The 26922-nt window shown below is 49.4% G+C and carries 16 protein-coding genes; 6 read left to right on the plus strand and 10 right to left on the minus strand.

Annotated elements, in window-relative coordinates:
- Positions 1–164 precede the first annotated feature (164 nt).
- Both AAHB90_RS24045 and AAHB90_RS24050 read left to right on the plus strand, forming a co-directional pair.
- A complete protein-coding gene (locus AAHB90_RS24045; protein WP_342087793.1) occupies positions 165–1238 on the plus strand; it encodes an efflux RND transporter periplasmic adaptor subunit in 1074 nt (357 codons plus the stop codon).
- Positions 1235–4348: an efflux RND transporter permease subunit gene (locus AAHB90_RS24050; protein WP_342087794.1), complete on the plus strand. Its 3114-nt coding sequence runs from the start codon at positions 1235–1237 to the stop codon at positions 4346–4348. Before AAHB90_RS24045 ends, AAHB90_RS24050 begins: the two co-directional genes overlap by 4 nt.
- A gap of 38 nt (positions 4349–4386) precedes the next feature.
- Here the strand turns inward: AAHB90_RS24050 and AAHB90_RS24055 are convergent, their stop codons facing one another.
- The 5 genes from AAHB90_RS24055 to AAHB90_RS24075 form a co-directional block, all read right to left on the minus strand.
- Positions 4387–5469, minus strand: a complete 1083-nt coding sequence (locus tag AAHB90_RS24055; protein ID WP_342087795.1) for a fatty acid desaturase family protein — start codon at positions 5467–5469, stop codon at positions 4387–4389.
- Between the two features lie 201 nt (positions 5470–5670).
- A complete protein-coding gene (gene metK / locus AAHB90_RS24060; protein ID WP_342087796.1) occupies positions 5671–6951 on the minus strand; it encodes a methionine adenosyltransferase in 1281 nt (426 codons plus the stop codon).
- 46 nt (positions 6952–6997) lie between these two features.
- On the minus strand, positions 6998–7861 hold the full coding sequence (locus AAHB90_RS24065) for an FkbM family methyltransferase (RefSeq protein ID WP_342087797.1): 864 nt from the start codon (positions 7859–7861) through the stop codon (positions 6998–7000).
- A 161-nt stretch (positions 7862–8022) separates the two neighbouring features.
- A complete protein-coding gene (gene lipA, locus AAHB90_RS24070) occupies positions 8023–8901 on the minus strand; it encodes a lipoyl synthase (protein WP_342087798.1) in 879 nt (292 codons plus the stop codon).
- Between the two features lie 18 nt (positions 8902–8919).
- On the minus strand, positions 8920–9675 hold the full coding sequence (locus tag AAHB90_RS24075) for a hypothetical protein (protein WP_342087799.1): 756 nt from the start codon (positions 9673–9675) through the stop codon (positions 8920–8922).
- A 219-nt stretch (positions 9676–9894) separates the two neighbouring features.
- Here AAHB90_RS24075 and AAHB90_RS24080 point away from each other — a divergent pair, with 219 nt between their 5' ends.
- Positions 9895–11151: a 3-deoxy-D-manno-octulosonic acid transferase gene (locus tag AAHB90_RS24080; protein WP_446717924.1), complete on the plus strand. Its 1257-nt coding sequence runs from the start codon at positions 9895–9897 to the stop codon at positions 11149–11151.
- Between the two features lie 35 nt (positions 11152–11186).
- Here AAHB90_RS24080 and AAHB90_RS24085 read toward each other — a convergent pair whose 3' ends face one another.
- Positions 11187–12410 carry an ROK family transcriptional regulator gene (locus AAHB90_RS24085; protein ID WP_342087801.1) on the minus strand — a complete coding sequence of 408 codons (1224 nt, stop codon included), beginning with the start codon at positions 12408–12410 and terminating at the stop codon, positions 11187–11189.
- A 333-nt stretch (positions 12411–12743) separates the two neighbouring features.
- Between AAHB90_RS24085 and rsgA the strand changes: the two genes are divergently transcribed.
- Both rsgA and mce read left to right on the plus strand, forming a co-directional pair.
- Positions 12744–13679 carry a ribosome small subunit-dependent GTPase A gene (gene rsgA, locus AAHB90_RS24090; protein WP_342087802.1) on the plus strand — a complete coding sequence of 312 codons (936 nt, stop codon included), beginning with the start codon at positions 12744–12746 and terminating at the stop codon, positions 13677–13679.
- A gap of 1 nt (position 13680) precedes the next feature.
- A complete protein-coding gene (mce, locus tag AAHB90_RS24095; RefSeq protein WP_342087803.1) occupies positions 13681–14082 on the plus strand; it encodes a methylmalonyl-CoA epimerase in 402 nt (133 codons plus the stop codon).
- Positions 14083–14095: 13 nt separating this feature from the next.
- Here the strand turns inward: mce and tamL are convergent, their stop codons facing one another.
- The 4 genes from tamL to AAHB90_RS24115 all read right to left on the minus strand — a co-directional run bounded on the left by tamL (position 14096) and on the right by AAHB90_RS24115 (position 24985).
- Positions 14096–16531: a translocation and assembly module lipoprotein TamL gene (tamL, locus tag AAHB90_RS24100; RefSeq protein WP_342087804.1), complete on the minus strand. Its 2436-nt coding sequence runs from the start codon at positions 16529–16531 to the stop codon at positions 14096–14098.
- Positions 16521–21458, minus strand: coding sequence for a translocation/assembly module TamB domain-containing protein (locus AAHB90_RS24105; protein ID WP_342087805.1), 4938 nt, complete (start codon positions 21456–21458; stop codon positions 16521–16523). The genes tamL and AAHB90_RS24105 overlap by 11 nt, the downstream gene beginning before the upstream one ends.
- A gap of 115 nt (positions 21459–21573) precedes the next feature.
- Positions 21574–22284: a hypothetical protein gene (locus AAHB90_RS24110; RefSeq protein WP_342087806.1), complete on the minus strand. Its 711-nt coding sequence runs from the start codon at positions 22282–22284 to the stop codon at positions 21574–21576.
- A gap of 271 nt (positions 22285–22555) precedes the next feature.
- Positions 22556–24985, minus strand: coding sequence for a TonB-dependent receptor domain-containing protein (locus AAHB90_RS24115; protein ID WP_342087807.1), 2430 nt, complete (start codon positions 24983–24985; stop codon positions 22556–22558).
- Positions 24986–25233: 248 nt separating this feature from the next.
- Between AAHB90_RS24115 and AAHB90_RS24120 the strand changes: the two genes are divergently transcribed.
- On the plus strand, positions 25234–26862 hold the full coding sequence (locus tag AAHB90_RS24120; RefSeq protein ID WP_342087808.1) for a beta-N-acetylhexosaminidase: 1629 nt from the start codon (positions 25234–25236) through the stop codon (positions 26860–26862).
- Positions 26863–26922: the final 60 nt, after the last annotated feature.

The raw sequence follows: 26922 nt of genomic DNA on the forward strand, positions 1-26922 counted from the left end.
CCGGAAAGTGTCATTCGGCAAACAACATGGGGAGGCATTGCTTTGCAGAAGTATAAAACATCTACATTGCCTCTTTTTACAATATGAAGTATCTTTAAATAGTGCTTTGGCAAAATATAACTAATTACTACTCTTCTTGAACGAATTTTATTTTTAAGTAATCTATGCGTACGATCATGTTGGTGGCGGGGATCATCGTCGCACTGGTGTTGGGAAAGTTGTTTATTTTCTCAAAACCCGGTGAGGGGAAAGGTTCCGATGCGAAAAAGGGTGGGGATGCCAAGAATGCGAAATCTTCCGGCGGAGCCGTGCCGGTGAATGTATTTATTGTTGGTAGGGAATCTATCGAGAACCAGATCTTCGCTTCGGGTACTGTACTGCCCAACGAGGAAGTAAACCTGATGGCCGAAATTTCGGGCCGGCTCGTGAAGCTCGATATTAAGGAAGGGGCCTACATTAACAAAGGTCAGCTTATTGCTAAAATCAACGACCGCGAGCTCCGCGCACAGTTGCAGAAAGTAGCCTACAACCAGGATTTGAGCAAAAAAATAGAGGCGAGGCAGAAGAAGCTGCTGAACGTGGAGGCGATCAACCTGGAAGAATATGATGTGACTTCCAACAATATACGCGTTTTGGAAGCGGAAAAAGAAGTGATCGAGGCACAGCTTGAAAAGACGGAAATCCGCGCACCATTCAGCGGTCGGATCGGGTTGAAATTCATCAGCGAAGGAGCATTTCTGGCGCCGGGTACGCCCATCGTCACGATTGTTCAGAGCAATCCGGTGAAAATCGATTTTACCGTTCCCGAAAAATACAGCCCCAGTATCCGGGTGGGGAGTACCGTCAAATTCAATCTCGACGGGGACCCTTCGACTTACAGCGCCAAAATCCTGGCCATCGACCCGAAAGTGGACGAAAACCTTCGCACTTTACGCGTGCGCGCGTTGGCCAACAATCCCGAAGGCCGGTTTGTGCCGGGCATGTTCGTGAAAGTACTAGCCGACCTGGATGCTAACCGCATGGCAATGATGATCCCGACGGAGGCCATCGTGCCGGTCCTGAAAGGAAAGAAAGTGTTTGTTGTGAAGGATGGCAAAGCGCAGGAAGCAATGGTGACCACCGGCTTACGTACCGACAAAAAGATCCAGATCATAGACGGGTTACAGCCCGGCGATTCGCTGATTACTTCGGGAATCATCGCCATCAAACCCAACACCGCCGTGAAGGTCAACCTATGAGTATCTCAACCCTTTCCATCAAAAGGCCGGTTCTCGCGATTGTGATGAACCTGCTGATCATTTTGTTCGGGTTTCTGGGATATAAATTCCTGGGGATGCGCGAGTTCCCGTCGATCGACCCGCCGGTGGTATCCATCCGAACAAGCTATACGGGAGCGAATGCCGATATCATCGAGTCGCAGATCACCGAACCGCTCGAAAAGCAGCTGAATAGCATCGAAGGTATCAAATCGATCAGCTCTACCAGCAGCCAGGGCACGAGCCAGATTACCGTCGAGTTCGACATTGGTGTGGATATGGAGCGTGCCGCTAACGATGTGCGTGACAAAGTAGGCTCGGCTTCGCGGACATTACCGCTCGATATCGACGGCCCGCCGGTCGTAAGTAAAGCCGATGCCAACTCCGAGCCCATTATTGTACTGACATTCACGAGCAATACCCGCTCGCACCTCGAAGTGAGCGACTACGCCGAAAACGTAATCGCCCAGCGCCTGCAAACGATCGAGGGCGTGAGTGAAATCCGCATATTCGGGCAGAAAAAGTATGCAATGCGGATCTGGATGGATCCCATCAAAATGGCCGCTCTGGGGATTACTACCCAGGATGTGAAATCTGCGCTTGATAAGGAGAATGTGGAATTACCAAGTGGGAAACTCGCCGGCGACAATACGGAGCTGACCGTGAAAACCATCGGCCGCTTCCGTAGCGAAGAGGATTTTAATGAAATGATCATTAAAAATTCGGCCACTCAAACGATCCATCTCAAAGATATCGGTTCGGCGACGCTGGGACCGGAGAATGAGGAAACGATCCTGCGACTCGACAATGTGCCAATGATCGGTCTGGCGATTTCGCCGATGCCGGGGGCCAATTACCTCAATATTGCCGAGGAGGTCAACAAGCGGATGGAGTCCATTAAAAAGGAACTTCCCAAAGATTACAAGCTGGACACGCTGATCGACAATACCATTTTCGTCGAGCGCTCTATCGAAGAAGTAGGGGAAACGCTCTTGATCGCCATCGTTCTGGTAGTGATCATCATTTACCTCTTCTTCCGCGATTGGCTCATCGCCTTCCGTCCGTTGATCGACATCCCGGTGTCGCTGATCGGGACATTCTTCATCATGTACATCATGGGTTTTTCCGTGAACGTGCTTACGCTGCTCGCGATCGTGCTCGCGACAGGGCTCGTGGTGGATGACGGTATTGTCGTCACGGAGAACATTTTCAAGAAGATCGAGCAGGGCATGAGCCCGATCGAAGCGGCTATCAAAGGTTCGAATGAGATCATTTTCGCCGTTTTGTCGACATCCATTACGCTGGCGTCCGTGTTTTTGCCGGTTATTTTTATGGAAGGTTTTGTAGGAAAACTGTTCCGGGAGTTCGGTATCGTCATTTCCGCCGCTGTATTAATCTCCGCGTTCGTCTCGCTGACACTGACGCCGATGCTGAATGCATATCTGGTGCGCAAGACCCATAAGAAAAGCTGGTTTTACGAAAAGACCGAGCCGTTTTTTGAGAAAATTACCAATGATTACGGCAATGCGCTGGCGAAATTCCTCAAAATGCGTTGGGTGGCCATTCCGCTGGTGGGCATTACGTTGGGAATGATCTGGTTTTTTGGCAAAGATCTTCAATCGGAGCTGGCGCCCTTGGACGACCGCAATTGGTTCCGTATCAATATGACTGCGCCCGAAGGCTCTTCATTTGAATTTACCGACCGGTATGTTCAGAATGTAGGTAACATGCTGATGGACTCCATGCCGGGTAAAAAAGGCCTGATGCTGATCACCTCGCCCGGAAACTCAGGGCTTGGTGCGGCCAATACGGGAAGTGGCCGCATCGCATTGGTGGATAAGAAGTTCAGGAAGGAATCGCAGCAGGAGATTGCGGATTACATCAATAAAAAACTTAAACAAATGCCCGACGCCAAGTCGTTTGTCGTACAGCAGCAGACGATTTCGGTGGACTCCCGCGGTGGTTTGCCAATCCAGTATGTGATCCAGGCGCCGGATTTCGAGAAGCTGAGAGAATACCTTCCGAAATTCATGGAAGAAGTTTCGGAAGACCCGACTTTCGCGATTACGGATGTGAACCTGAAATTCAGCAAGCCGGAAATCCAGATCACGATCGACCGCGAGAAGGCGAAGTCGCTGGGCGTATCGGTACAGGATGTAGCCCAGACGATGCAGCTCGCATTTGCGGGACAGCGTTTCGGCTATTTCACGATGAACGGTCGGCAGTATCAGGTGATCGGTCAGTATGACCGTGCCAACCGCGACGAACCGCTGGATTTAAAAAGTATGTTTGTCAAAACCAATACGGGCAGACTGGTACAGCTGGACAACATCGTGAAAGCGGAAGAGGAGAGCAGCCCGCCGCAACTTTTCCATTATAACCGCTACATGAGCGCAACCGTGCAGGCCGCACTAGCGCCCGGGAAGACGATTGGCGACGGCATCGCCGCCATGGACCGTATCCGCGACAAGTTGAACGACGAGACGATTCAGACCGCATTGAGCGGCTCGTCCCGTGACTATGCCGAAAGTTCATCGAACACCATGTTCTCTTTCTTCCTGGCATTAATCCTGATCTATTTCATTCTGGCGGCGCAATTTGAAAGCTTCGTAGATCCGTTCATTATCATGTTCACCGTGCCGCTGGCGATCGGTGGGGCGGTATTCTCGCTTTGGTTCTTCGATCAGACCCTCAATATTTTCAGCCAGATCGGAATGATCATGCTCATCGGACTGGTAACGAAGAACGGTATTCTGATCGTGGAATTCGCCAATCAACTGCGGGAGCAAGGCAGGAGTATCCAGGAAGCGGCCCTGGAAGCGGCAACAATGCGTTTCAGGCCTATCCTTATGACGAGCTTGGCCACCGTCCTCGGCGCATTACCCATCGCGATGGCGCTTGGGTCAGCGGGCCGCAGCCGGATGTCCATGGGTATCGTGATCATGGGAGGACTTCTTTTTTCACTCGTACTTACGCTGTACGTGATCCCGGCCATTTATACATTCTTCTCACGGCCTAAAAACTTCGAGAAAATGAAAATGATCGAACGCGTCGCAAGGGACAGCGAGTTGGAGGAGCCTGCGCATTTCTGACCTGATCAAGGTTATTCGCGAATATATGGGAACGTGGCCTACCTCGTTCCCATACTTTTTAGCATTCTCACATGCGAGCCCAGGGCATTGCCGAAGTTGGCTTTGGCATTGTAAACCAATCCGAATTCTAATGCGGTGGCTTTTACAATGGGCGACAATGCGTGGTAGTGGATATGGGAAATGGAAGGAAAAAGATGGTGTTCGATCTGATAATCCAGCCCGCCAATAAACCAAGAGAGAATACGGTTCTTTCCTGCGAAATTGGAAGTAGTTTGCAACTGGTGAACGGCCCAGGCATTTTCAATGCAGCCGGTATTGTCGGGTTCAGGCTGCTCGGCGCCTTCCACGACGTGGGCCATTTGGAATATGGTACTCAATATCATACCTGCGGTACCGTGCATCAGGAAAAAGCCCGCCAGCCATTCCCAGAATGTCAGCGAGGTGAAGGAGAGCGGTACAATGCAGATGAAAAACAGATAAGCCAGTTTAGTGGCAATAAGTCTGATCAGCTCTTTCGTTGGATAGGGCTTCGTCATGCCCGACTCGGCCATTCTGTTAAAAACCCCGATCTCCTTGAAATCTTTCCATAAGAATGACACGGTCATCAGGCTGTACAAAAGGAAAGCATAGATGTGCTGGAACCGGTGAATGTACTTTTGTTTTTCCTGAAATGAGAGCCGTAAAAGAAACTTGCCCGTAATGTCTTCATCCACATCGTGAATGTTGGTGTAGGTATGATGCAATCTATTATGCTGAACTTCCCAGTTATAGGCGTTACCGCCCAGCAGGTAAATTGAGGCCCCGAATATCTTGTTCAAAATCCGCGATTTGGCGAGCGATCCGTGGATGGCGTCGTGCATGACGGACATTCCGACGCCGGCCACACCAAAACCCATTACTACGGCCAGCCCCGCCATGACCAGGTTAGAAAAGTGGCCCGAAAGGACCAATGCGTAGGGTACGATGTAGAGACTTAGCATGAAGAGAGCCTTGTAGATGATCTGATTACCGCCTGATTTACAAAGCTCGTTCGCGGAAAAGTAGTGGTCTACCCGATGCCTTAAAGTGGTGAAAAACGTACTTTTTTCGGCATTGGTGAATTTGATTTTCTGGTATTGCATATGGGAAGGGTACGACATGAACATTTTCGGGGCGGCCCATTAGGAACGGGATAGCGGCGGTATTTATTGGTTTGGAGGCAATGTTAATTTGCTCAACGCCTCATTATTCCGGTAAAAGCGATTTGGGGCAATTTAATTTGTATTCAAAAAACAAAAGGGCCGGCAACCTATGCCGGCCCTCCCAAATGAATATGTCAGCGCTTAAAGAGCAAATTTTGCTTTGACTGCATCTACGAAATCGAGCTTCTCCCAGGTAAAGAGTTCAACTTCGACTTCTTTCTCTTCGCCATTGGCACCTTTGAATGTCTTCTTAACGATTTCATTCTTACGGCCCATGTGACCATATGCCGCTGTTTCGGAATAGATCGGGTTGCGCAGTTTCAGGCGTTGCTCGATTGCGTATGGGCGAAGGTCGAAAATCTCGCTTACTTTCGCCGCAATAGCTCCGTCGTTCTCAGATACTTTCGCAGTTCCGTAAGTGTTGATGTACAAACCGCAAGGCTCTGCAACACCGATCGCATAAGAAACCTGAACAAGAACTTCATCGCACAGACCGGCAGCAACCAGGTTTTTAGCAATATGACGGGTTGCGTATGCCGCGGAACGGTCAACTTTGGAAGGATCTTTTCCGGAGAATGCACCACCACCGTGCGCACCTTTGCCACCGTAAGTATCTACGATGATTTTACGGCCCGTAAGACCGGTATCACCGTGAGGACCACCGATCACAAATTTTCCGGTTGGGTTGATGTGGTGGGTAATGTCGCCGGTAAACAGTTTTTGCAGTTCAGGCGTCAGTTTCGCCTTCACGCGGGGGATTACGATATTGACAATGTCGCTTTTGATTTTCGCAAGCATCGCTTCTTCGCTATCGAAGTCGTCGTGCTGTGTCGAAACCACGATGGTATCGATACGTTGTGGTACGTTATTGTCGCTATATTCGATCGTCACCTGTGATTTCGCATCGGGGCGCAGGTAAGGGATCAATGCAGGCTCGTTGTTGCGGATGTCCGACATCTCCTGAAGGATCTTATGCGCAAGGTCGAGGGCAAGCGGCATGTAGTTCGCTGTCTCGCGTGTCGCATACCCGAACATCATACCCTGGTCACCAGCTCCCTGTGCATTCGCTTTGGATTCGAAATCCTCCGATGCTGCGGCGCGGTCTACACCCTGGTTGATATCCGCACTCTGGTCGTGGATTGCCGAGAGGATACCGCAGGAGTTGGCTTCAAACATGTATTCACTCTTCGTGTAACCAATCCTTTTGATCACTTCGCGGGTGATCTTCTGAACGTCCAGATAGGTGTTGGTCTTTACCTCGCCGGCCAAAACTACTTGCCCGGTTGTCACCAGTGTTTCGCAGGCCACCTTACTATTAGGATCCCATGCTAAAAAATTGTCAATCAGTGCATCTGATATTTGATCGGCTACCTTGTCAGGATGTCCTTCAGATACGGACTCCGAGGTGAATAAGTATGGCATTGGAAACGAAATAAAAGTTAAAGAAAAGTTTAAATGTGTGATAAAATTACCTCATAAGAAGCTCTTCTATTTTCCTAGTCGCTGGCAAAAATAAGTAATCATTTAGATATTGACTTTGTGAATCGTATTGTTTAAGAATAATTTCCTCAATTTTATCAAAATTCAATCTCTTTTCCGGCCTGATTCTGTAAATGGTGTAGTTCAGGCTTTTAACTAGTTTTACCAGCTGGTTGGCACGTTCCTGCAAGATATGCAGATTGGTTTCAGCATTGTGGCAATCCAGTACTTCGCAGGTGATCACCGGGTTGTATTTTTGCAGCGTCTGTTTTAAACCGGTGAGGACTTCCAGTTCGGCGCCTTCTACATCGATTTTGATGAAAGATATATCGGGCATTCCATCCAGGCCCAGTTCGTCGAATGGGAAAACGGGGACATAGCTGATGTCTTCCTCGCTGTAATGGCCGGGACGGAGCTCGCCTACCATCGTGGCGGAGGAGTCGGCGCCTACTTTGCAGTAGAATTTGAGAATTTCGGCAGAGGAGGAAAGACCCGCCGGGATCAGATGCGTGTTGCGCAGTTTATTTACCTTGATCAGTTTGTTGACATAAAATGCGCAGTGCGGGCTTGGCTCAAAACCATAATAGGGATTATCGCGATAGCTGCGGAACGCGACCAGTGACTGCCCCACATTGACGCCGACGTCTATGAAACTGCTTCCTGCCGGCAAATCGATAGCCTTCACCAGTTGCAGAAACCAGCCATCGTCTTCGGCCGCAAAATTGGATAACCCAATGTTGTTAACCACCGGGATTTTGAAACTTTTATTGTTCCGTTTGATTGATGCCGTAAAGTTGACATGCCGTGTCAGGCCTTTTATGGCCTGTTTGACGAGTGTTGTGGGGGAAGTCATTGATTGTGAGTTGTATAGTATGATTAATAAATCTACATATTTCTAGTACATATTCAAATACAACCTTTCAAACGGTGACGATAAATTAACTACGCGAAATAATAAAGCCGGTTTAAACTAGTCAAACCGGCTTTATTACTATGATATGAAGTTGTTGCTGATCAGATCGGCACATTCACGTGGCGCTCGGCGTGGTAGCTCGAACGTACGAGTGGTCCGGATTCGACATATTTCAATCCGCGTTTCAATCCTTCTTCCCTGTAATTGTCAAACATTTCGGGGGTAATCCATTCGATTACCTCGTGGTGCATTTTGGTTGGTTGCAGGTATTGTCCCAGCGTGAGGATATCGAGGCCGTTTTCAGCCAGGTCGTCCATCGCTTTGTGCACTTCGTCCTGCGTTTCGCCGAGGCCGAGCATAATGCCTGACTTGGTGCGCTGTCCAAATTCCTTCGTGCGTTTGATCTGTTCGAGGCTACGGATGTATTTAGCCTGTGGGCGTACCGCACGGTATAAACGTTCCACCGTCTCCATATTGTGGGAAACCACTTCCTGGCCCGCTTCGATCATGTGGATCAATGCGTCCCAGTTGCTTTTAACGTCAGGGATCAGTGTTTCGATGGTCGTTTCAGGCGTATTTTCTTTGACCTGGCGAACAGTTTGGTACCAGATCTCCGCGCCTTTGTCTTTCAGTTCGTCGCGGTTTACGGATGTAATTACCGCATGTTTCACCTGCATCAGCTTGATCGCCTCCGCAACGCGACGGGGCTCGTCGGTATCATATTCATTAGGCCGGCCGGTTGCTACCGCGCAAAAACTGCAACTTCTCGTACACACATTCCCCAGGATCATGAAGGTGGCCGTTCCGGCGCCCCAGCATTCTCCCATATTCGGGCAGTTTCCGCTTTCGCAAATGGTGTGGAGTTTATAGTTATCGACCAGCTGTCTTACTTTCCTGAATTCGGGGCCGGCGGGAAGTTTAACCCGGAGCCAATCGGGGCGTTTTCTGCGTTCCGATGGTATTACTGGCAATTCAATCATATCAATCTGTAATGGTAATTATCTTTTCTTACTTCCAAAATAAAGGGTCAGGTATCCGGATGTAAAAAAGGCCTTATTCTGCGCATCCGCCATAATGGTAATTTTTCTTGAAAAAGCTTCGGCTATGAAACCGATCTCGACACCTGTCACATTATCCCGGAAGGCGCTCAGTTCGAAGCTCATCGCCGTTTTAACATGCAGCCCGGGAACCACTTTCGATTTTCCGAAACCCTGGAAAAAGCTGCCCGCGCCGATAATATCCCCTGCCTTGTTCGGGTCGAATGGCTCAGTGGTTACCCGGCCGTCGGAGCCCTGGTACTGCACCATATACGGTTTTTCAAATCCAAGAGAAGGCCCCGCCGCGACTATCCCGCTGATGGAAATGCCTTCGTCATCCTGCCTGCTGAACAGCGCTATTTCGCGGCCATATTCCGGGCGAAGGACGAACAGGTAGTTTTGTTTACCATAAACCAGCCTCGCGCCCGTTACAAAATCCTGAGTGGACAGCTCTTTGGGATGCTTTACGTTCACAAGTTCGAGCGCCAGATAGCGGTAGGCATTCTTTCCAAACATTTTGGAACCCAAAGCCGATGACTGACGAAATACCGCTCCACCCAGAATCCCGGAGTTGGTATTGGTGGTGATACCCACAGAGGTAAATGATTTATAGGTCTCCTCTGCGTCCTCGTTCTTCACAGACCTGCGCTGAGCGTATATTTCTGTCGATAGTGCAAACAGAATCAATACTGAAAGTAAAAGTTTTACACGCATCATATTATTAGTATAAATGTCTGTGGCTATGTATGTGTCGTATGAACAGTGAAAGTACAAAATAATAGCGTATGCTGCTGTATACGGACATCACTTTAACGGTTTTTTGTACATTTATGTTCTTTAAACGAAAAAAGAAGCTAAAAAGCCGGTCAGTGGACTCTTATCCGCAAAATATGGGGCGGTTTGGTGCTTTTTTAACATCCTTTTAATCAGAGTGCTTTGGTGAAAATCATCTATCAGCTCGCCATTCAGGTTTTCGCTTTTCTAATCAGGTTAGTTGCACCTTTCAATCATAAATTAAAGCTCGGAGTAGAGGGAAGAAAAGGCCTTCTGGGTCGTCTGCGTGCGTCGTTTCAGGCGCAGGTGGCGGGCCGGCCGGTGGCCTGGTTCCATGCCGCTTCGCTGGGTGAATTCGAGCAGGGGAGGCCGGTAATGGAAGCCTATCGGAAAGCCTATCCGGGTCATTTTATTTTACTAACTTTTTTCTCGCCGTCGGGCTATGAAATCCGGAAGAATTACAATGGAGCGGACTTTATTTGTTACCTGCCCATTGATACGCCATCAAATGCGCGCGAGTTCGTGGAAATTGTAAACCCGCGTATCGTATTTTTTATCAAATATGAATTTTGGTTCAATTACCTGCGCGAACTGCGGCGGAACGGGAGTTATATCCTCTCATTTTCATCGATATTTCGCCCCAACCAGATCTTTTTCAAACCCTATGGCGGATTTTTCCGGGGAATGCTCGGGTATTTCGACCACCTTTTTGTCCAAAACCAGGCTTCCGTTACGCTGCTTGAACAAGCGGGCATACAGGCGTGCAGCATCGCGGGCGATACGCGCTTCGACCGTGTACGTGCGATCGCGTCGAACGCACGTGAGCTGCCCGAAATCGAGCGTTTCAAGGGGGATAGCCTTTGCATGATCGCAGGGTCGGTCTGGGATGCGGATATGCAGGTGCTCATTCCGGCGCTGAACGGCCTGGCCGGTAAATTGAAGGCGATCATCGCCCCGCACGAAATCAAGTCCGATGAGATAGCCGGCTGGCGCTCGAAATTGAATGGCCGTTCCATTTTGTATTCCGAAGTAGCTGCCGGGCAAAGTCCCGCTGATTTTGATTATCTGATTATCAACAATATCGGAATGCTTTCCTCGCTCTACCGGTATGGAAATATGGCTTACATCGGCGGTTCATTTGGCGCCGGGCTGCATAATATCCTCGAAGCGGCAACATTTGGTTTGCCTATCGTATTTGGCAATAAAAGCTACCACCGGTTCCAGGAAGCGGTGGATCTTGTTGAAAAAGGGGGAGCATTCGCCGTGGCGGACGTGAATCAGCTTCGCGAGATCATGCAAAACTGGGTTGAGAATCCTTTCGGGGCCTCGGAGGCCGGTCATGTAAGTGCTGAATATGTGCTGTCAGGGACAGGCGCCACCGATTTGATCATGCAGAAAGTGAAGGAGGCAATAAGTTGATGGCACCTGGTTAAAAGCGCCATCAGTATATCATTTCAGGAGAATTCCTTAGCAATCAGATTGTCGAACAGATAAGCCTGGGTTCCAAGCAGGCGGGCTTTCGCACCGAGCTTGGAAATATGGATAGAGAGCGTGTTTTTGAAATCCGACAAGCAGTATTTGTTAATCGCCTGCTCGATCGGATTGGAAATGAAAGGCCCCGCTTCGGCGAGCAATCCACCGACAATGATCACTTCGGGATTGAACAAATGAACGGCGGTGGCCAGTCCCTTGCCTAATTCGGTTCCGACGGTGCTTAGCAGATCGATCGAAAACTCGTCGCCCGCGTGTACGGCCTCAATAATGTGGGAAGTTTCCAACAGGTCGAGATTGCCATTCACGATCTGTTTCAGGATCGTCGCACGACCGCTGCTGATCCCTTCCTTTGCCTGGCGGATCAATGCGATGGCGGAGGTAATCGTGTCCAGGCAGCCTACTTTTCCGCAGTGGCACAGCATTCCGTCCGGTTTGACCTGAATATGTCCCAGCTCCCCGGCGAAACCTGAGGCGCCGTTGAATACCTCACCATTGATGATAATACCCAGACCGACTCCCCAGTCGATATTGATCGTCAGCACCTGCGATTTATCCACCGCATAGCCAAAGCGGTGTTCACCGATCGTAGTAGCCTTGGTATCGTTGAAAAGGCACACAGGGAGGTCGAAATGCTCTTTGAGGTACGTTACCAGCGGCACACCCGGAGGCGTCAGGTTCAGGTAAGTTAAATTAATACCCTGTGAGGAATTGATCAGGCCGGGCATTGAAACGCCTATACCCCACAGTTTGCTGCGGGTGATATTGTTGGATTTCAGGAAGTCGTCGGTCGATTCAAACAGCTCTTCGAGGAAATTAGCGGAATCGTCGAGGCGGATATCAACTTTTCTTTTGAGGATCAGTTGATTATGTAAATCAAATATGCAGAGTTGCGTATCATGGCGGTTAATGTCCATGATCAGCGTAAGGTACTTTTTCGCATTCAGGCCATAAAGTACAGGCGGACGGCCGGCTCTTGCAGGACCTGTCCCTGTTTCCGTAATCCAACCTTCCCGCATCAGATCGTTCACAATTCCCGTCGCAGACGGGATACTCGCATGGAACAACTTGGCCATTTTGTTAATGGAAGTGTCTCCGGATTGATACAGATGCAGCAGCAGGCTGCTTCTAATGCGATTTTTTCGAATATCAATGACCGAACTCGGTTCTTCTGCCACTAAGTCCATTATGCGGAGTAAGAATAATTGCGTTTTTAATTTTCTTTATGATTAAGTGATACTAATGTATGAAATAATCAGAAAAAACGGGTGTGATTTTAAAAAATATTATTATTTGTTGTAAAATCCTTAGTGAATCAGGCGATAGGCCAAACGTTTTATAATTAGCACAGCGGTCACAAAACGGGGATTTATCTTTGAAGAAGCTATTATACTTAATACAAATAAAAATCAGGTATGCGAAAAAACTACTTGTTTTAAGCAGCGTTTTGACTTAACGGGCAATTTTTAGTGACTTCTGACAAAGTCCTTTTAAATTCGCTGGTTCCAAAATAAAGACAAATGAGTTTAATAAGGGGTTTGGTACTTCGTTCGACGGGTTCGTGGTACGAGGTTAGGGACAGCAGGGATGGGCACATCTGGCAGTGTCGTTTAAAAGGGAAGTTCAAAGCATTGGGGTTGAAAGTGACCAATCCGATCGCGGTGGGGGATTATGTGAATTTTGAGGTGGAGGATGAGGGGGAAAACTTCGGGATAATCCATGAGATCGTTCCGCGTGAGAACTATGTGATACGCCGTTCAGTCCACAAAACGGCCCACGCACACCTGATCGCTGCGAATGTGGATCAGGCGATATTGATCTGTACCCTCGTGTTCCCCCGCACTTCGCTGGGGTTTATAGATCGTTTCCTCGTAGCCATTGAATCGTTCCGAATTCCGGGCGTGCTCGTATTCAACAAACAGGACCTGCTGAACGATGATATGAAGGATTTCCAGGCCGAGCTTATGGAGTTGTATACGTCGCTCGGTTACCGTTGTCTTGCCACAACAGCCTTGGAGGAATCAGGTCTGGGAGAGTTCAATGCACTTCTTAAAGGAAAGGTCTCCCTGCTTTCGGGGCATTCAGGGGTCGGCAAATCGACGCTTGTGAACGCTATCGCACCCGGACTGGACATAAAAACGCAGGAAGTCTCCACATTTGCGAATAAAGGCGTGCATACCACCACTTTTGCCGAGATGTTCGAGCTCGAAAAAGACACATTCATCATCGACTCGCCGGGAATTAAGGAACTCGGGCTTGCCGATATGGAACTGGGGGAAATCAGCCATTACTTCCCCGAAATGCGGGATTTGCTTAATCAATGCCGTTTCAATAACTGTCAGCACATCAACGAGCCTGGCTGCGCCGTAAAGGATGCCGTCTCGGAGGGAAGCATCGCCATGAGCCGTTACGAGAGTTATCTGAGCATTATGGTAGGAGGGGATAACCGGAAATAATATGACGAACGTAGAGCATATCGGCATTGCCGTCAGTGACCTTTCGGCGTCGGAAGCGCTCTATTCGGCACTGCTGAATTCAGCTCCCTATAAACGGGAAGCAGTCGAATCCGAAGGAGTCAATACCTCGTTTTTTAAGGTAAATCAAACTAAAATAGAGCTGCTGGAAGCCACCAGCGCGGACAGCGCCATCGCCCGTTTCATCGAAAGAAAGGGAGAAGGCATTCACCACATCGCTTTTGAAGTGGAAGATATTTTCACCGAAATGGAGAGGCTGCGCAGTGCGGGTTTTACATTATTAAATGAAGTACCCAAACAAGGTGCCGATAATAAGCTCGTGTGTTTCGTTCATCCGAAAAGTGCGAATGGGGTGTTGATCGAGCTTTGTCAGGAGATCCGTTAGTTCAATGCCCTGGTCAGAACGGTAACCCGACGGCGATATTCAATATCAAATTCTCCTTCCGCCAGGCTTTGCTCCCGAAATTGATCTCATTGAATACCCAGGGATTTTTATATTCCACAACACCTTCATCGCTCACATTCTTGACCTCATTTACGTACCACGGTTTGCGGAATGGCGTAGCCAGGTCGAGCCTGAAAATGAGGTATGAGAAATCGAGGCGCAAGCCGATACCTCCGCCGACTGCTACCTGTTTCAGGAATTTGCTGCTGATCAATGCCGTACCCGGATAGGTAGCACGGGTGCTGTCCCCGAATGACCAGACGTTTCCAGCATCCACAAAAACAGCTCCATTGATGATGTCGGTGAATTTCATGCGAATTTCTGAATTGAATTCCATCCGGATATCACCAAAGCTCTGATAACCAAACAACTCGACAGATGTAGAATCTGCGTGATGGGCGCCAGGGCCGAGCGATCTCGCCCTGAATGCCCGGATTCCAGTGCTACCACCTGCAAAATACTGTTTGAACTGCGGTGTTTGCATGAACTTCGAGTTCCCGTAAGGCTTGATCGCGCCCAGTAAGAGCCTGTTTGCCCACTTAATGGAAGGGGTAACGGTACGGTAATATCTTACATCTCCATCTACTTTAAAATACTGGAATACAGGTACCCCGAACAGCTCTTTGGGAATACTGTCCGACGCCATTTTCTTGGCAAAAAGGCTTAACAGGTTACCACCATAATCGATCCCGCCGCTCAATGCAAACTGATTTTTGCTGAAAGGCCTTGGAGTGGGCCGGTACGAAATGGAGTAGTTAGACCCCATGATCAGGTATTTCGTTTCCAGGATTTTCAGGTAGCGGTCAACATCCAATGGGTTGGTATCCGGGTCGAAAATGATCTTGTCGTAGGTTTCGTAATTAACGTTCCTCGGTTCGACGAAGTTGATCGAAATAGGGGTTAACGTGTGCTCCACTTCGGAATTTCGGCGCCAAACGTACGACCAATCACCACGGATTGATCTGGTGGTGTAGAAATCACGCTGTATCCTGTTTTCGTAGGCTAATGAAAGAATAGTCTTGGGCAAAGCCTGGCTTTTCTCAGGTCTTATCCGCACGAACGGAATGATAAACCTGGGGAAAGACAGGTCGGCCTGGGCACCATACCGGATATATTCGTTGCCCACGTTGTCGGAAGTTGCACGGCTCCCGCCTAACTGCACGTCGAACCCAAAATAAGCGCTGATCGCGAGCATTTCCGCACCCCGAAAGAAGTTGCGATGAGCCCATTTAACAGCCAGCTGCGAGCCGCCCAGGTTATTGGATTTGGTGCTGGCCGATAGCTGGGTCTGCAACGATTTTTTCTTCATCGGCGAAAGGTCGTAGTACACATCCAGCAATGCGGAATCCGAGCGGGGGACGAGGTCAAAGCGGTTTTTGACGAACCGGAAATTTTGCAGGTTGATCAGCCTTTGCAGCGACACGTCATGCATTGTATTGGTATACATATTTCCCCTTCTGAAACCGATGGCGTCGTAGAAAATGCGGCGCTTGTAATTGTTACCGGGGTCAGTGATGGTAATGCCGCGGCGCAACGGACCGCGCATAGTAAGGGCGGTCGAGTCGTTCAGTTTGTTTTCCTCTGTTCCTGTATTGACGTAAATGCGGTTGATGAAATACTGTTTGAGCGAAGTCTGGGCTGTTTCCTTCTTCACCTCGAGAAACAGATTTACCTGCTGCGGCCCTAATGTGGAATCGGCGCGACCAATGGTGGAATCGACCTTTACGATCAGGTAATCGGGGTTGAAATAATAATATCCTTTCCCTTTCAGTTCCTGGTCGATGCGCGTACGCTCGGTCGTGATCACTTCCAGTCGGATCGGATCGCCTTTTTTCAGCAGCGTTTTTTCTTTGGCTAAAACCAGGTCGCGGTTAAAAAGGGAACTGTCGGGTACCACGTAGCTGATTTCGTTGATCACATAGCGCGGCATTACGTAGGCGTCATATTCGGTAATCGCGGTACGTTTCTTTTTATTTTTATTGGGAACAATCCTGCCTTTCGCATTCGAACGGTAATAGCCTTCATTATCGAGGAATGCGACCATATTAGCTGCATTGATATCCACAATGCGTTGAGTAGCATAGCGCGGCGGTTCGCCGAGTTTCTTTCGGAACCAGCTTCGGAGCCCGCCCTCGTCTTTCGGCTCGCCGATCCAGTAGTAAAACCACACTTTCCACGGAAATCCAAAAATCGTCTTGTTCGCTGGCGGCTTGATCAGCTCTTCCAGTTGATCGGCCACCCCGGACACGTTCGGCTTATAAATGCTGTCGGGCTGCACGTTCACCTTGTTGCCCACGTAAATGCTCTGTCCCTCGGGTACATACCTATTGACCGAGCAGCTGCCCAGGAAAATACAAATTGCCAGTATATACCCTACATTACTTCTCATTGCGCTGCTTTTGGAAAATTTCGCGGATCAGATCGTAATCCGCCGTAATGATAAAACTGACACCTGTTTCGATGATGAAACCTTCCAGTATCGACTGGTACTGGTTTTTGCGATAACCCCGGAACATATACCGGCCGTCCTTGCTGATCGAGTAATCGAGGGCAATATTGTCGAATACCTCAGTGGAATTACCCGCATTGCCCTTACTTTCGAGCTCGAAGTTCTTACCTACCGATATTTTCAACCGGTTGTTCAAAAATGCTTTGCTAAGGCCCACGTTCAGGTCCGTGCGTGCGCCGGTGGTCTGGTCGGCGGTGGAGTTCAATCCAATGTTAAGGTCTACACCCTTTACCAGGTCCGATGCGAGGTTATTGAGCTGATCGGTAAGCAACTGGCTCACGCTTTGCCGGGCCACCGCCTCGGCGCTCGAACCGATATTGAAGCCGGCTGTCGACTGGTCGGTGATGAACTTGTTGGTAATGAGCAATGCAAACGCCTGCTTGTTAGCCTCGGACGGGTTCTGCTGCATATCCTTCCAAAAGGTCTGCTGGGTAATGTCGTTTTGTACCTGTTTGTCGACTGCATCCTCGGGTATTACGATGTTGAATGTAATGTTAGGTGTTGTGAGATTTCCAGTGATCACAATCTGTACTTCAACCGGTATTTTGCTTGCTCCCTGGAATTTGGCGGCAATCGAGCCGGGGTCGACCATTACCGGGTAGGAAGCTGTGATATTCAAATCGGCCTTCATCGGGTCGCCGGTCCAGAGCAGGGTACTTCCCTTTTTGATTTCAAACTGCCGTTTCAGGATTTGCAGCGTAAGATCATAGGAACCTTCTGTCAAATCGTAAGATCCGAGAAGGAACAACTGCCCATTCGGCGCGACGCCCGTATTGAGCTGCGCATTGCCTTTCAGCCGGATATTATCCCCATTCAATTCATCGATCACGACTTTGAATTCCGATTTGTCGTCTACGGCTATATCGAGCGAAATCTGCGAAGCAAAATCGACCATAACGTTTTGTGCAGCCTCGACGGAATCCTTTTTGACAACCTGGGTCGAGTCGCTCATGTCCACGAACTCGATCACCCCTTTGGTCGCGTCACCCGCCTCTGTGGCATCGCTGGGCATTACCACGGTGATACTGCTCCCGGGATCCACCTTTACATTTCCATCGATCACCGATTTCGCCCCCTGGCCTTTTACAGTCAGATTGGCGTCGATATTGGCTTTTCCAAAAAATAGCTCATTCTGTTTCTGGGTTGAATTCAGGACATTGAAGTTTTTAGCGGAAACATTCAGGTTATAGCCCACGTCCGGCAGCTTTGCAATGCTCACATTCCCGTTGATTTTCATCGCCTGGTTGAGCGAATCGGTAATCGTGAAGTTGTTGAAATTGATATTCTGGCCATTGAACTGGATTTTCTGCCCGGCCAACGAATACCTTGAACCCAACTGGGTCGCGTTGAATGCTACATTATCGAAATTAACCGCGCCGTCGAGCCGCGGGCTATCGGTGGCGCCCGTGATGGCGACATCGCCCGTCAGGTTGCCTTCTGCCCGTTTCAACTCGCCAAAACTGAACGCTTCGATGGTCTTGGCACTGAGTTTTTTCAGGTCCATTTTGAAATCCATCGGACTTTCTGATTTCAGATTGTAGCTCCCATTGATATTGACGTCGTTCTGGTCGTTTACCAGTGACATGGCGACACGGATCAGGTTTTCTGTCTCGTTGGTTGATTTTAAAGACAGGTCTCCTACGGGTATTTTAGTTACAGCCAGGTTATTGATCGTCAGCTCTCCCGTGTACACAGGTGAGGTCATGTAATTGCTCAGCAGCACTTTCCCATTCAAAGTACCAGTTGCAAGCGTGGAATCCAGTGTTGCGATTTCGATGAGCGGGCCGATCGCGATATTCGTCATGGCGATGTCGAGTGGACTGTTCGGCGCTTCCGTAGTCGAGTTGATTTTCAGGGACTGCCCGTTGTTGCTGACCGCGAAATTCTTCACATACACACTGTCGGACGCATATTGTACGTAACCCGCAGTGTCGGCCTCCCATTTTCCGTAATTGAGCAACAGGTCGTCGCGCAGGTTAAGGCGGTACTGATTGTTGTTGACGGCCAGGTCGCCTTTTACCGCATGCCGTTCGGCATTCAATGAATCGCGGACGACGAAATCGAACTTCACATCGTTGTTGACGATCTGGCTTGACAGCGAGGCATTCTGCATTCTGAAACCGCCCGTATTGACCAACCCTACATTCGCATTCAATGCCGCATTGGCGTCCACCGTGCTGAAATCGACGGACACGCGCTCTATGATGGTGCTGTCGTAGTTGATCATCGGAACGCTCAGTCGTGCCACCAGGGAAGAGTCTTTCTGGTTATCCATTTGCGCGTGCAGCTGGATCGTTTTCATTTCCCGTATTTCCGGGACAAAAATCTGTATCGCCGGATGATTGTTAAGCGTAGCGTCCAGGGCGAAGTTGACCGGCCTGGTAACTTCCTTGTAGGTCAGGTCGGGTGATTTAAAATGCTTTCCTACCTCGGTCAAAATCGCGTCGCCGATTTCTGTGTAAGAATATTGGCCGGTCATTTTGGCTTTCAGCATAGGTGATTCGATATAAGCCTGTTTGCCGCCACTGGAATCGGTCAGTTGCACATGGATATTCGAAATGCCGACCGGCCGGCGATGGTGTGTCAGTACCAAACTGTCGACATTCACCGTACCGAGCGGATTTTCAGGATTGGTAGAAGGCATATCGACCTTAATGCTGCCTTTTACCTGCAATGAGTCGGCATACAAATTCAGCGCCGTGAGGTTCAGGTTGGTTACTTCGAGATCCGCTTTGACCGATGGGTATTCTTTCGACAAATCGGCCTGTGCATTGAGGTCGAGATCGATGTTGCGGTCGTCCATATTTGCCGAAATATTGGCCAGTCCATGGTCAACGTCGCCTTTTAATCTCAGGTTTTGATAAACATAACCTTTAATGTCCGCGCTTTCAATATTGCCGTCCAGCCGCGCCTTCATTGTCTTGGGCGCATACCCGACACCGTCTACGTCGGCGCGAAGCGTCAGTTTACCCATTTCGGCAGGAGGCTGCTTGGTAAGCTTGCCCAGGTCAAATCCGGTAAGGGTAAGCGTGCCATTGTACTGTGCCCGCAGGCTATCGGTAATGTTTTTGAGATTGCCCGAAAATGTACCACCGCCGAAAGATGTATTCACGGTCGTCGCAAGCGTGAGGTTATCCATCGAACCTTTCACTTTACCCGAGACCTTGATTTCGTCCGGCAGTTCTATGGAAGCGGGAACAGTGCTGTCGGGTAACATTTTAAGCAAATCGGCCTTCGTTGAGGATATTTCACTGATATTCAAATCCATATCAAGCTTTTCCGCATTCGGCAGGCCTTTCAGACGACCATCCGCACTCAGGACGGTGCCGTCGAGCATGGTAAATTTCGCCTTGGAGATCAGCATGTCATCCACTGAACCGGTAATCTGTCCCGTACCTTTTACGACGCCGTTCGGTTCTGTATCGAATGGCGGGGTTTTGGCCAGATCGGGCACCAATAACAGAATGTCCGCAAAGGCAACACGGCTGTCGGTGAGGCGCAGTTTGAGTTTTACCTTGCCAATATCGTTTGTAAGCTGGTCGAGGTTCTTATACCGCAGGCTCAGCTCGTCGCGCAGAAGGGTATTCGGTGTTTTGAGGTAAAGATTGCGGAGATAGGTTTCCTGATCGCCATAGGCAAAGTCGGTACGGAATGCGTCGAGGCGGAAGCCGCTTTTATCCCTGAATGAGGCCGATTTCAACGCGCCCGCTATATTCTCGGGGGAGAAAAGGAAATTCCGCAAATCTACATTCAGGTCCTTGATATTCAGGTGTGCATAGTCTAGTCCTTTGGGGACGGCCGGGGAATTGAAATCGTCATAGCGGATATCATTGTCCGCCAGCTTGATCTCACCCACTTTCACATACCAGCCGGGGCTGTCTGCGGCAGAGGTAGTGTCTTTCTTTTGCTCGGGTGTTTTCGGTTTTTTAGCGAATTCGGCAAAAAGCGACATGTTTTGCAGCGAAACATTCTTCACATCCACACGCTGGCTGCCCATGTAAATGCTGTTCACATGGCCGGCCAGTTTCCCGACCGTCATGCCATTTTTCAATCCCGAAACTTCATCATCGAACTGCCAGTTGAATTGTTGAATATCGATATCGCCTGCTTTGATATCCAACGAGTCGGCCGGATCGGGCTTTGGTTCGGGACCTGCCGCCGCCACTTTCAATGCCGGATACATTCGCAGCTTTACCTGGCTGTTATGCAAGGCAGTGCTGGTGAGGTGATATTGAGAAATGGTTGGATTGAATTTATCGAATTTCACAACCGCCGAATCAATGTTTCCCGAAGCGTCGGTGCCTATGACGGCGTCACGGTAAGAAAACCGGACCTTTTTGAGCGAGACCTGGTCGAGCCGCATTTTGAGCGGTTTCGACGGCGTAGTGTCGACCTCCGAGGTATCGGTGCCGGTAAATGCATCTATGATGAATTGGAAATTGAAGGTTGTATCCGGCAGAACCCGGCTGATGTTGGCATTCACACCTTCCAGTTCTACCTTATTAATGCCGATGTCGCCTTTAATGAGGCTGTACATATCGAGGTCCACGTACAGGCGCTTACCTGCTATGAGGGTGTCGCCATGTAAGTCTTCGAAATAAACGCCTTCTAGCAATACCCAATCGGGAATGTCGAAGCGTACTTTTTCGATATTGACCTTTGTTTTGAGTTTTTTACGCAAAAATGAATTCGCCTGGGACGTTAAAAAATTCTGGCCGAACGGTGTCTGGATTCCCCAGATCAACACGCCAACCAGAATCAAAACTGTCAGGATTATTATGGCCAATACTTTGAGTGCTTTCTTCATCCCCGGCTGTTTTCCGCCCTGTCGCGGCGTTAAAAATCTTGATTTTCATTGATCCGGCCCGATGTGGCGCACGCGATACGCGGCTGTCACATGCGGGCTGGATAATGCCGTGTTTCTATCTTTTAAAAAGTTCGACGTTTACATTGTCGTTGACGGTCAACGCCGATTTGATCGTAACTGCTTTTTTATCGTTACTGTTAAGTTCCACGAGTTTGGTCGGGTACGAAATACCATACGCGGATTTGGTGTAATCTGACAAATCGGTAGTGGTTTCGACTCCCGCCTGGTTCATTTTCTGGCGCACCAGCAGTCCCGATTTAGCATCGAAGTAGAGGTTATATTTAACCCCTTTTCCCTGTAATTCAACATTGTTAACCTGAACACCGTTGAGCGTTTCAGTACCGACAGTCGTCGCGATAAGCCCGCGATTTTTGTAATTGATAAAAGGCACCAGGTTATCGTACAATTCCATGCGCATATTCTGCTGCTCGGCCTGGCTGAGGTCTTTCACATCCACCTTCTGCCCGATCGGTACCTTAATCCACCCCTGGTCACCTTTTACAGTGTACACGAAGCTGCGTTTCATGATGGTTTTGTTCTTGTAAATTGACTGCTCGGGTATGGAAGCCGTGATCACCGCGTTATACGGAGTGGCTGCGGCCGCGGAATAACTTCTTGTCAGGTTATAGGATTTTACCCCATCCCAAAGACCTTTGCCGCCCGTTGCTTTGTAGAACTGTGAAAATATGGAGTCAGCGGGCAATTTCTGTGCGTACGAACCGGCAGTTACAAGTAGCAGCGCGGCCAGCATTTTGAGCTTTTTCATTTGTGTAAAATTTTGTTTAAAGTTTTGGACCTTTTCCGATCCGGTTTCCGGACCCACGGATTTTAGATCACATTGCGTGTTCGGGGTTTAAATAAGCAAAATTAATCGACTCCTGTGCGAGCTATTTGCAAAAACCGTTCCATGGCGCCGAATCTTGACAAAAATGAGCATATCAGCCTGCGAAGTGGAAATTGAGAACTGCTTGTAAATGAAAAGGAAGGGCCGCCACGGCCCTTCCTTTTCACATATATTAACAATTTCGCTTTGTCGATCAGGCATCGTCGCCGCTTGCGGAAATTTTGCCAAATCTGTATTGGAATGTCACATTCACAAGCCGGTTGGTCTGATGCCAGTTCGACGACTGTGAATAGGTGGCCGTATTCAACTGGCTTCTGTAATTACGGGACAGGAAAATGTCCTGTACATTAAAGGAAATGGTTGCTTTCTTTTCCAGCAGATCCTTCCGGATACCCATGTTTGCTATAAAAACGCCCTCGCGCGTGCCTTGCGCGATCGCCCGCGGACCTTCGTAATTCACGTATGCAGAGGCGCGGAAGTCGGCCGGAAGCGTAATGAATGCGTTCAGGTTACCCGAGTAGCTCCATGTGCGGTTGTCGATCTGGGCAATGGCCGAGACTACCTCGCTGCGGAAGACACGGCCGCTGCCATTGAGTTTCAAGACGTCACCAAATAGCTTTTGAGAAAAATCGGTTTCAAAACCATAAGAGAACTCGCGACCGACATTGTCATATCTGGTGAGCGAAACGCCCGCTTCGTCGATCGTCCGGATCTGCGTGATCGCATTGTTGGAATAATCCATGAAAAGCGAGGGCCCCCAGCCACCATTGGCTTCATAATTGGAATAACCCATTTCAGCCTTGTGGGTAAACTCCGGACGCAGGTTTGGATTTCCGGTTTTGACATTCCGGGGGTCGGAAACGTCGGTATATGGATTCAGCCAGTCGGCTTCGGGACGTTGTACGCGGCGACTGTAATTGAGCTTCACCTGCGACGATTCGCCCAGTTTGCGCGTCACGGCGAGTGAAGGCACGAGTGTGAGGAAATGCACGCTGAAATCCTGGTTACGGCTAACCTGGTCGATATCCTGGTTGTAATCGGTCACGCGCAAGCCGGCACGCAGCCCCCAGAAGTCCGTTTTTTGCGAGAATGTCATGAAGCCGGTGTAAGTAGCATCTTTGTAGCCGAACACGTTGCTGATCGTGTTGTCGAAAATATATGCGTTGGTCTCGCGGTCGAGGTTGTAGAACGCATTCACATTGTCGTTCGAGCTCGTGCGCGAGCGTACACCCGCTTCGAGCGTGGCCTTGGGCGTGATCGGCCAGGTATAATCGGCATTCAGGAAAAGCGAATGGCGGTTGTTATTCCGCAGGTTTTGCTGGTTGCGCATCAGGCTATCGACGGTGCTTTCCTGCGAGAAGTACGATTCTCCATCGGACCCGCCCAGCGAGTAGCTCGAATTGAAATTCAACTGATGGTCTTTTTCGGCAAATTTCAGGCGGTAATCCAGGTTGAAATTGACGTTATCGCCATTGCCTTTGCTGTTGTTCAGGCGTCGGAAGGTTTCAGATACCACGCCGGATGCAAGCGTTGTTTCATTCAGGACATTGCTGTTGTTGCGGCTGTTGTCGCGCGAGTAATTCACACCTGCTTCGATGGAATTTCTGTCATTAAAATCGTAGTTCACCCCCACGCGGCCGAACGCATTCTTGCCTTTGTTTCCTCCGGTACCCTCCTGTTGCAAGTGCGAAGTCGACTCGGACACGAAATTATCGCGGCTCAATGTCCTTTCCCAGGTCATGGCGCGCGTTTGTCCGCTGAGCGACGCATTCAAGCCAAATTTTCCAGCTTTGTAGCTGAGGTTGCCCGACGCCGCATTGTTGTTTCTGTTACCGATACTTAACCGGGCCCCGCCGTTCATCCCGCGGATTTTCGTCTTTTTGGTAATGATATCGATTACCCCGGACGCACCTTCGCCTTCATATTTCGCGGAAGGCGTCGTCATCACGTCGATCCTTTCGATGAGGTTCGCCGGAAAAGATTGCAGGATCGTGGGAAGATCGCTGCCGTACAGGTTGGAAGGTTTACCATCAATCAGCACTACCACATTACCCTTTCCGCGAACCTGCGGGTTGCCGTTTTCATCGAGCGAAACAGCCGGTACCTTTTCCAGCAGATCGCTTACATTGTTGCTCGTAGCGAGCATATCCTTGCCGATGTTGACGATCTTCTTGTCGATATCGTCCACAATCATGGTTTTTTCGCCCTTCACTACCACTTCGGCGAGTTTCTGTGCCTCGGGCTTCACGGTAATGCTACCCAGATCTAGTAAACTGGCTTCGGCCGCTACTTTTATATTGGGCTGGTAGAGGGTTTGATAACCCATATTGGTTACCCGAAGGATGTAGCTGCCCGGCTTCACGTCGGCAATGGTAAACACACCATTTTCATCGGCTACCGCGCCGTTGGCTAGGGACGAATCTTTGGGCATCAGCAATGCTATCGTGGCAAAGGCTACCCCGGCATTACCGGGTGCTTCCACGATCTTGCCCACAAGCTTGCCGCCAACCATGCGCTGCGATTTTGTACCATTCACAGGAGCCGGTCGTCCTTTGGGGGATGCAAGAATTAGTGGTATAGGTAGAAATAAGGCAATACTGTTAAGAAACAGAATTCTTTTCACGGGTATAGGATTTAGATTTTATTAGGAGTTAAGTATGACAAGTTGGCTGATATCGTGTGGAGGATGTAACAAAACCTAGTTGTAAAGTATTAAAGGGTACAAAGTTACATCTAATTGTGGTAACGTACCCGTTTTTGGAATAATTACATGAAATTATAAAAAAATTAAGAATCGCAGTATTTTAAAATGGGAATACGATAACTTGCAGTATTTTTAAATAATTTTAATAAATACCAGATTCCTAATTCATGAAACGCTTCCTTTTCGGACTAATCTGTTGCGTGCTCGTACACTCGGCATTCGCGCAGATCAACGTCATCCCCAAACCCACCCAGGTTATGACTGCCAAAGGCGCATGGTCGCTGAAAGCAAAAACGAAAGTCGGTGCACCTGCCGACGCCCAATGGTTACACGTGGCCGACATGCTTACCGCGCAGCTCGGCAAGGCCACCGGAAAAACAGTACAAACCGTCAAAGGTAAAGGCGATATTTCGCTCTTAGTATCACAGGATGCCAGCCTGGGCGAGGAAGGATACCGCCTGCTTTCCAGCTCCAAAGGCATAACCATCCAGGCAAAGACGGCCAAAGGCGCATTCTATGGCGTGCAAACCCTCCTGCAACTGCTGCCGGCAGAGGTGTTCAGCGAAACCCCCGTTGCGGGCGTGAAATGGACAGTTCCGTATGTAACGATCAAGGACATGCCCCGTTACGCATACCGTGGCTTAATGCTGGACGTTTGCCGTCATTTCATGCCCATCGAGTTTGTCAAAAAGTACATCGACCTGATCGCATTGCATAAGCAGAACCAGTTCCACTGGCACCTGACGGACGATCAGGGCTGGCGCATCGAAATCAAGAAATATCCTGAACTGAAAACCATCAGCTCGAAGCGGAAGGAGACCATGAAGGGGCATTATGGCGACAATAAATACGATGGTAAGCCTTATGAAGGATTTTACACGCAGGATGAAATTAAGGAAGTGATCAAATACGCGGAAGACCGTTTCGTGAATGTGATCCCTGAGATCGAAATGCCAGGCCATGCGCTGGCGGCGCTGGCGGCCTATCCGCAATTGGGCAATAATCCTGATAAGATATATGAGGTAGGGACCAAATGGGGTGTGTATGACGATGTTTTCATGCCCCGCGAGGAAACTTTCAAGTTTCTGGAAGACGTGCTGACCGAGGTGATCGACCTTTTCCCGAGCAAGTATGTCCACATTGGGGGCGACGAATGCCCGAAAGTACAGTGGAAGGAAAGCCGTTTTGCCCAGAACATCATTCAAAAAGAAGGTTTGAAAGACGAGCACGGCTTGCAAAGCTATGTGATCAAGCGGATCGACAAATTCATTACCTCGAAAGGTCGCCGGATGATCGGTTGGGATGAAATTCTTGAAGGTGGGCTGTCGCCCAACGCGACTGTGATGAGCTGGCGCGGTATTGAAGGAGGTATCGCCGCAGCGAAAGAACGCCACGACGTGATCATGACGCCCGGGAACTTCTGCTACCTCGATCACTACCAGGCTGACGCCAAAACACAGCCCGTGGCTATCGGCGGTTTCACCGACCTCGCCGAGTCATATTCGTACGAGCCTACGCCTGCCGAACTTACGGCCGACGAAGCCAAACACATTCTCGGGGTGCAAGGGAATGTGTGGACCGAATACATGAAAACCCCTGCCTACGTACAATATATGGTATGGCCCCGCGCCACAGCGCTGGCCGAGGTCGGCTGGACATCCAAAGAAGGCAAGAACTTCGAGGATTTCAGTAAACGAATGGAAACGCACAAAAAACGCCTGGACTTCTTGGGTGTCAACTACTTCGGCGCGCCGATCAACGGAAAATTTGAGTACGTGTGGCCGGAGAAGAAGTAAGCTTGTTAGTTTGCACATTTGTGAAAGCATCCTGCGGTAGCGGGGTGCTTTTTTGGTTAT

This window comes from Dyadobacter sp. OTU695 (genome assembly GCF_038440355.1).
In the GTDB taxonomy this organism is placed as follows: domain Bacteria; phylum Bacteroidota; class Bacteroidia; order Cytophagales; family Spirosomataceae; genus Dyadobacter.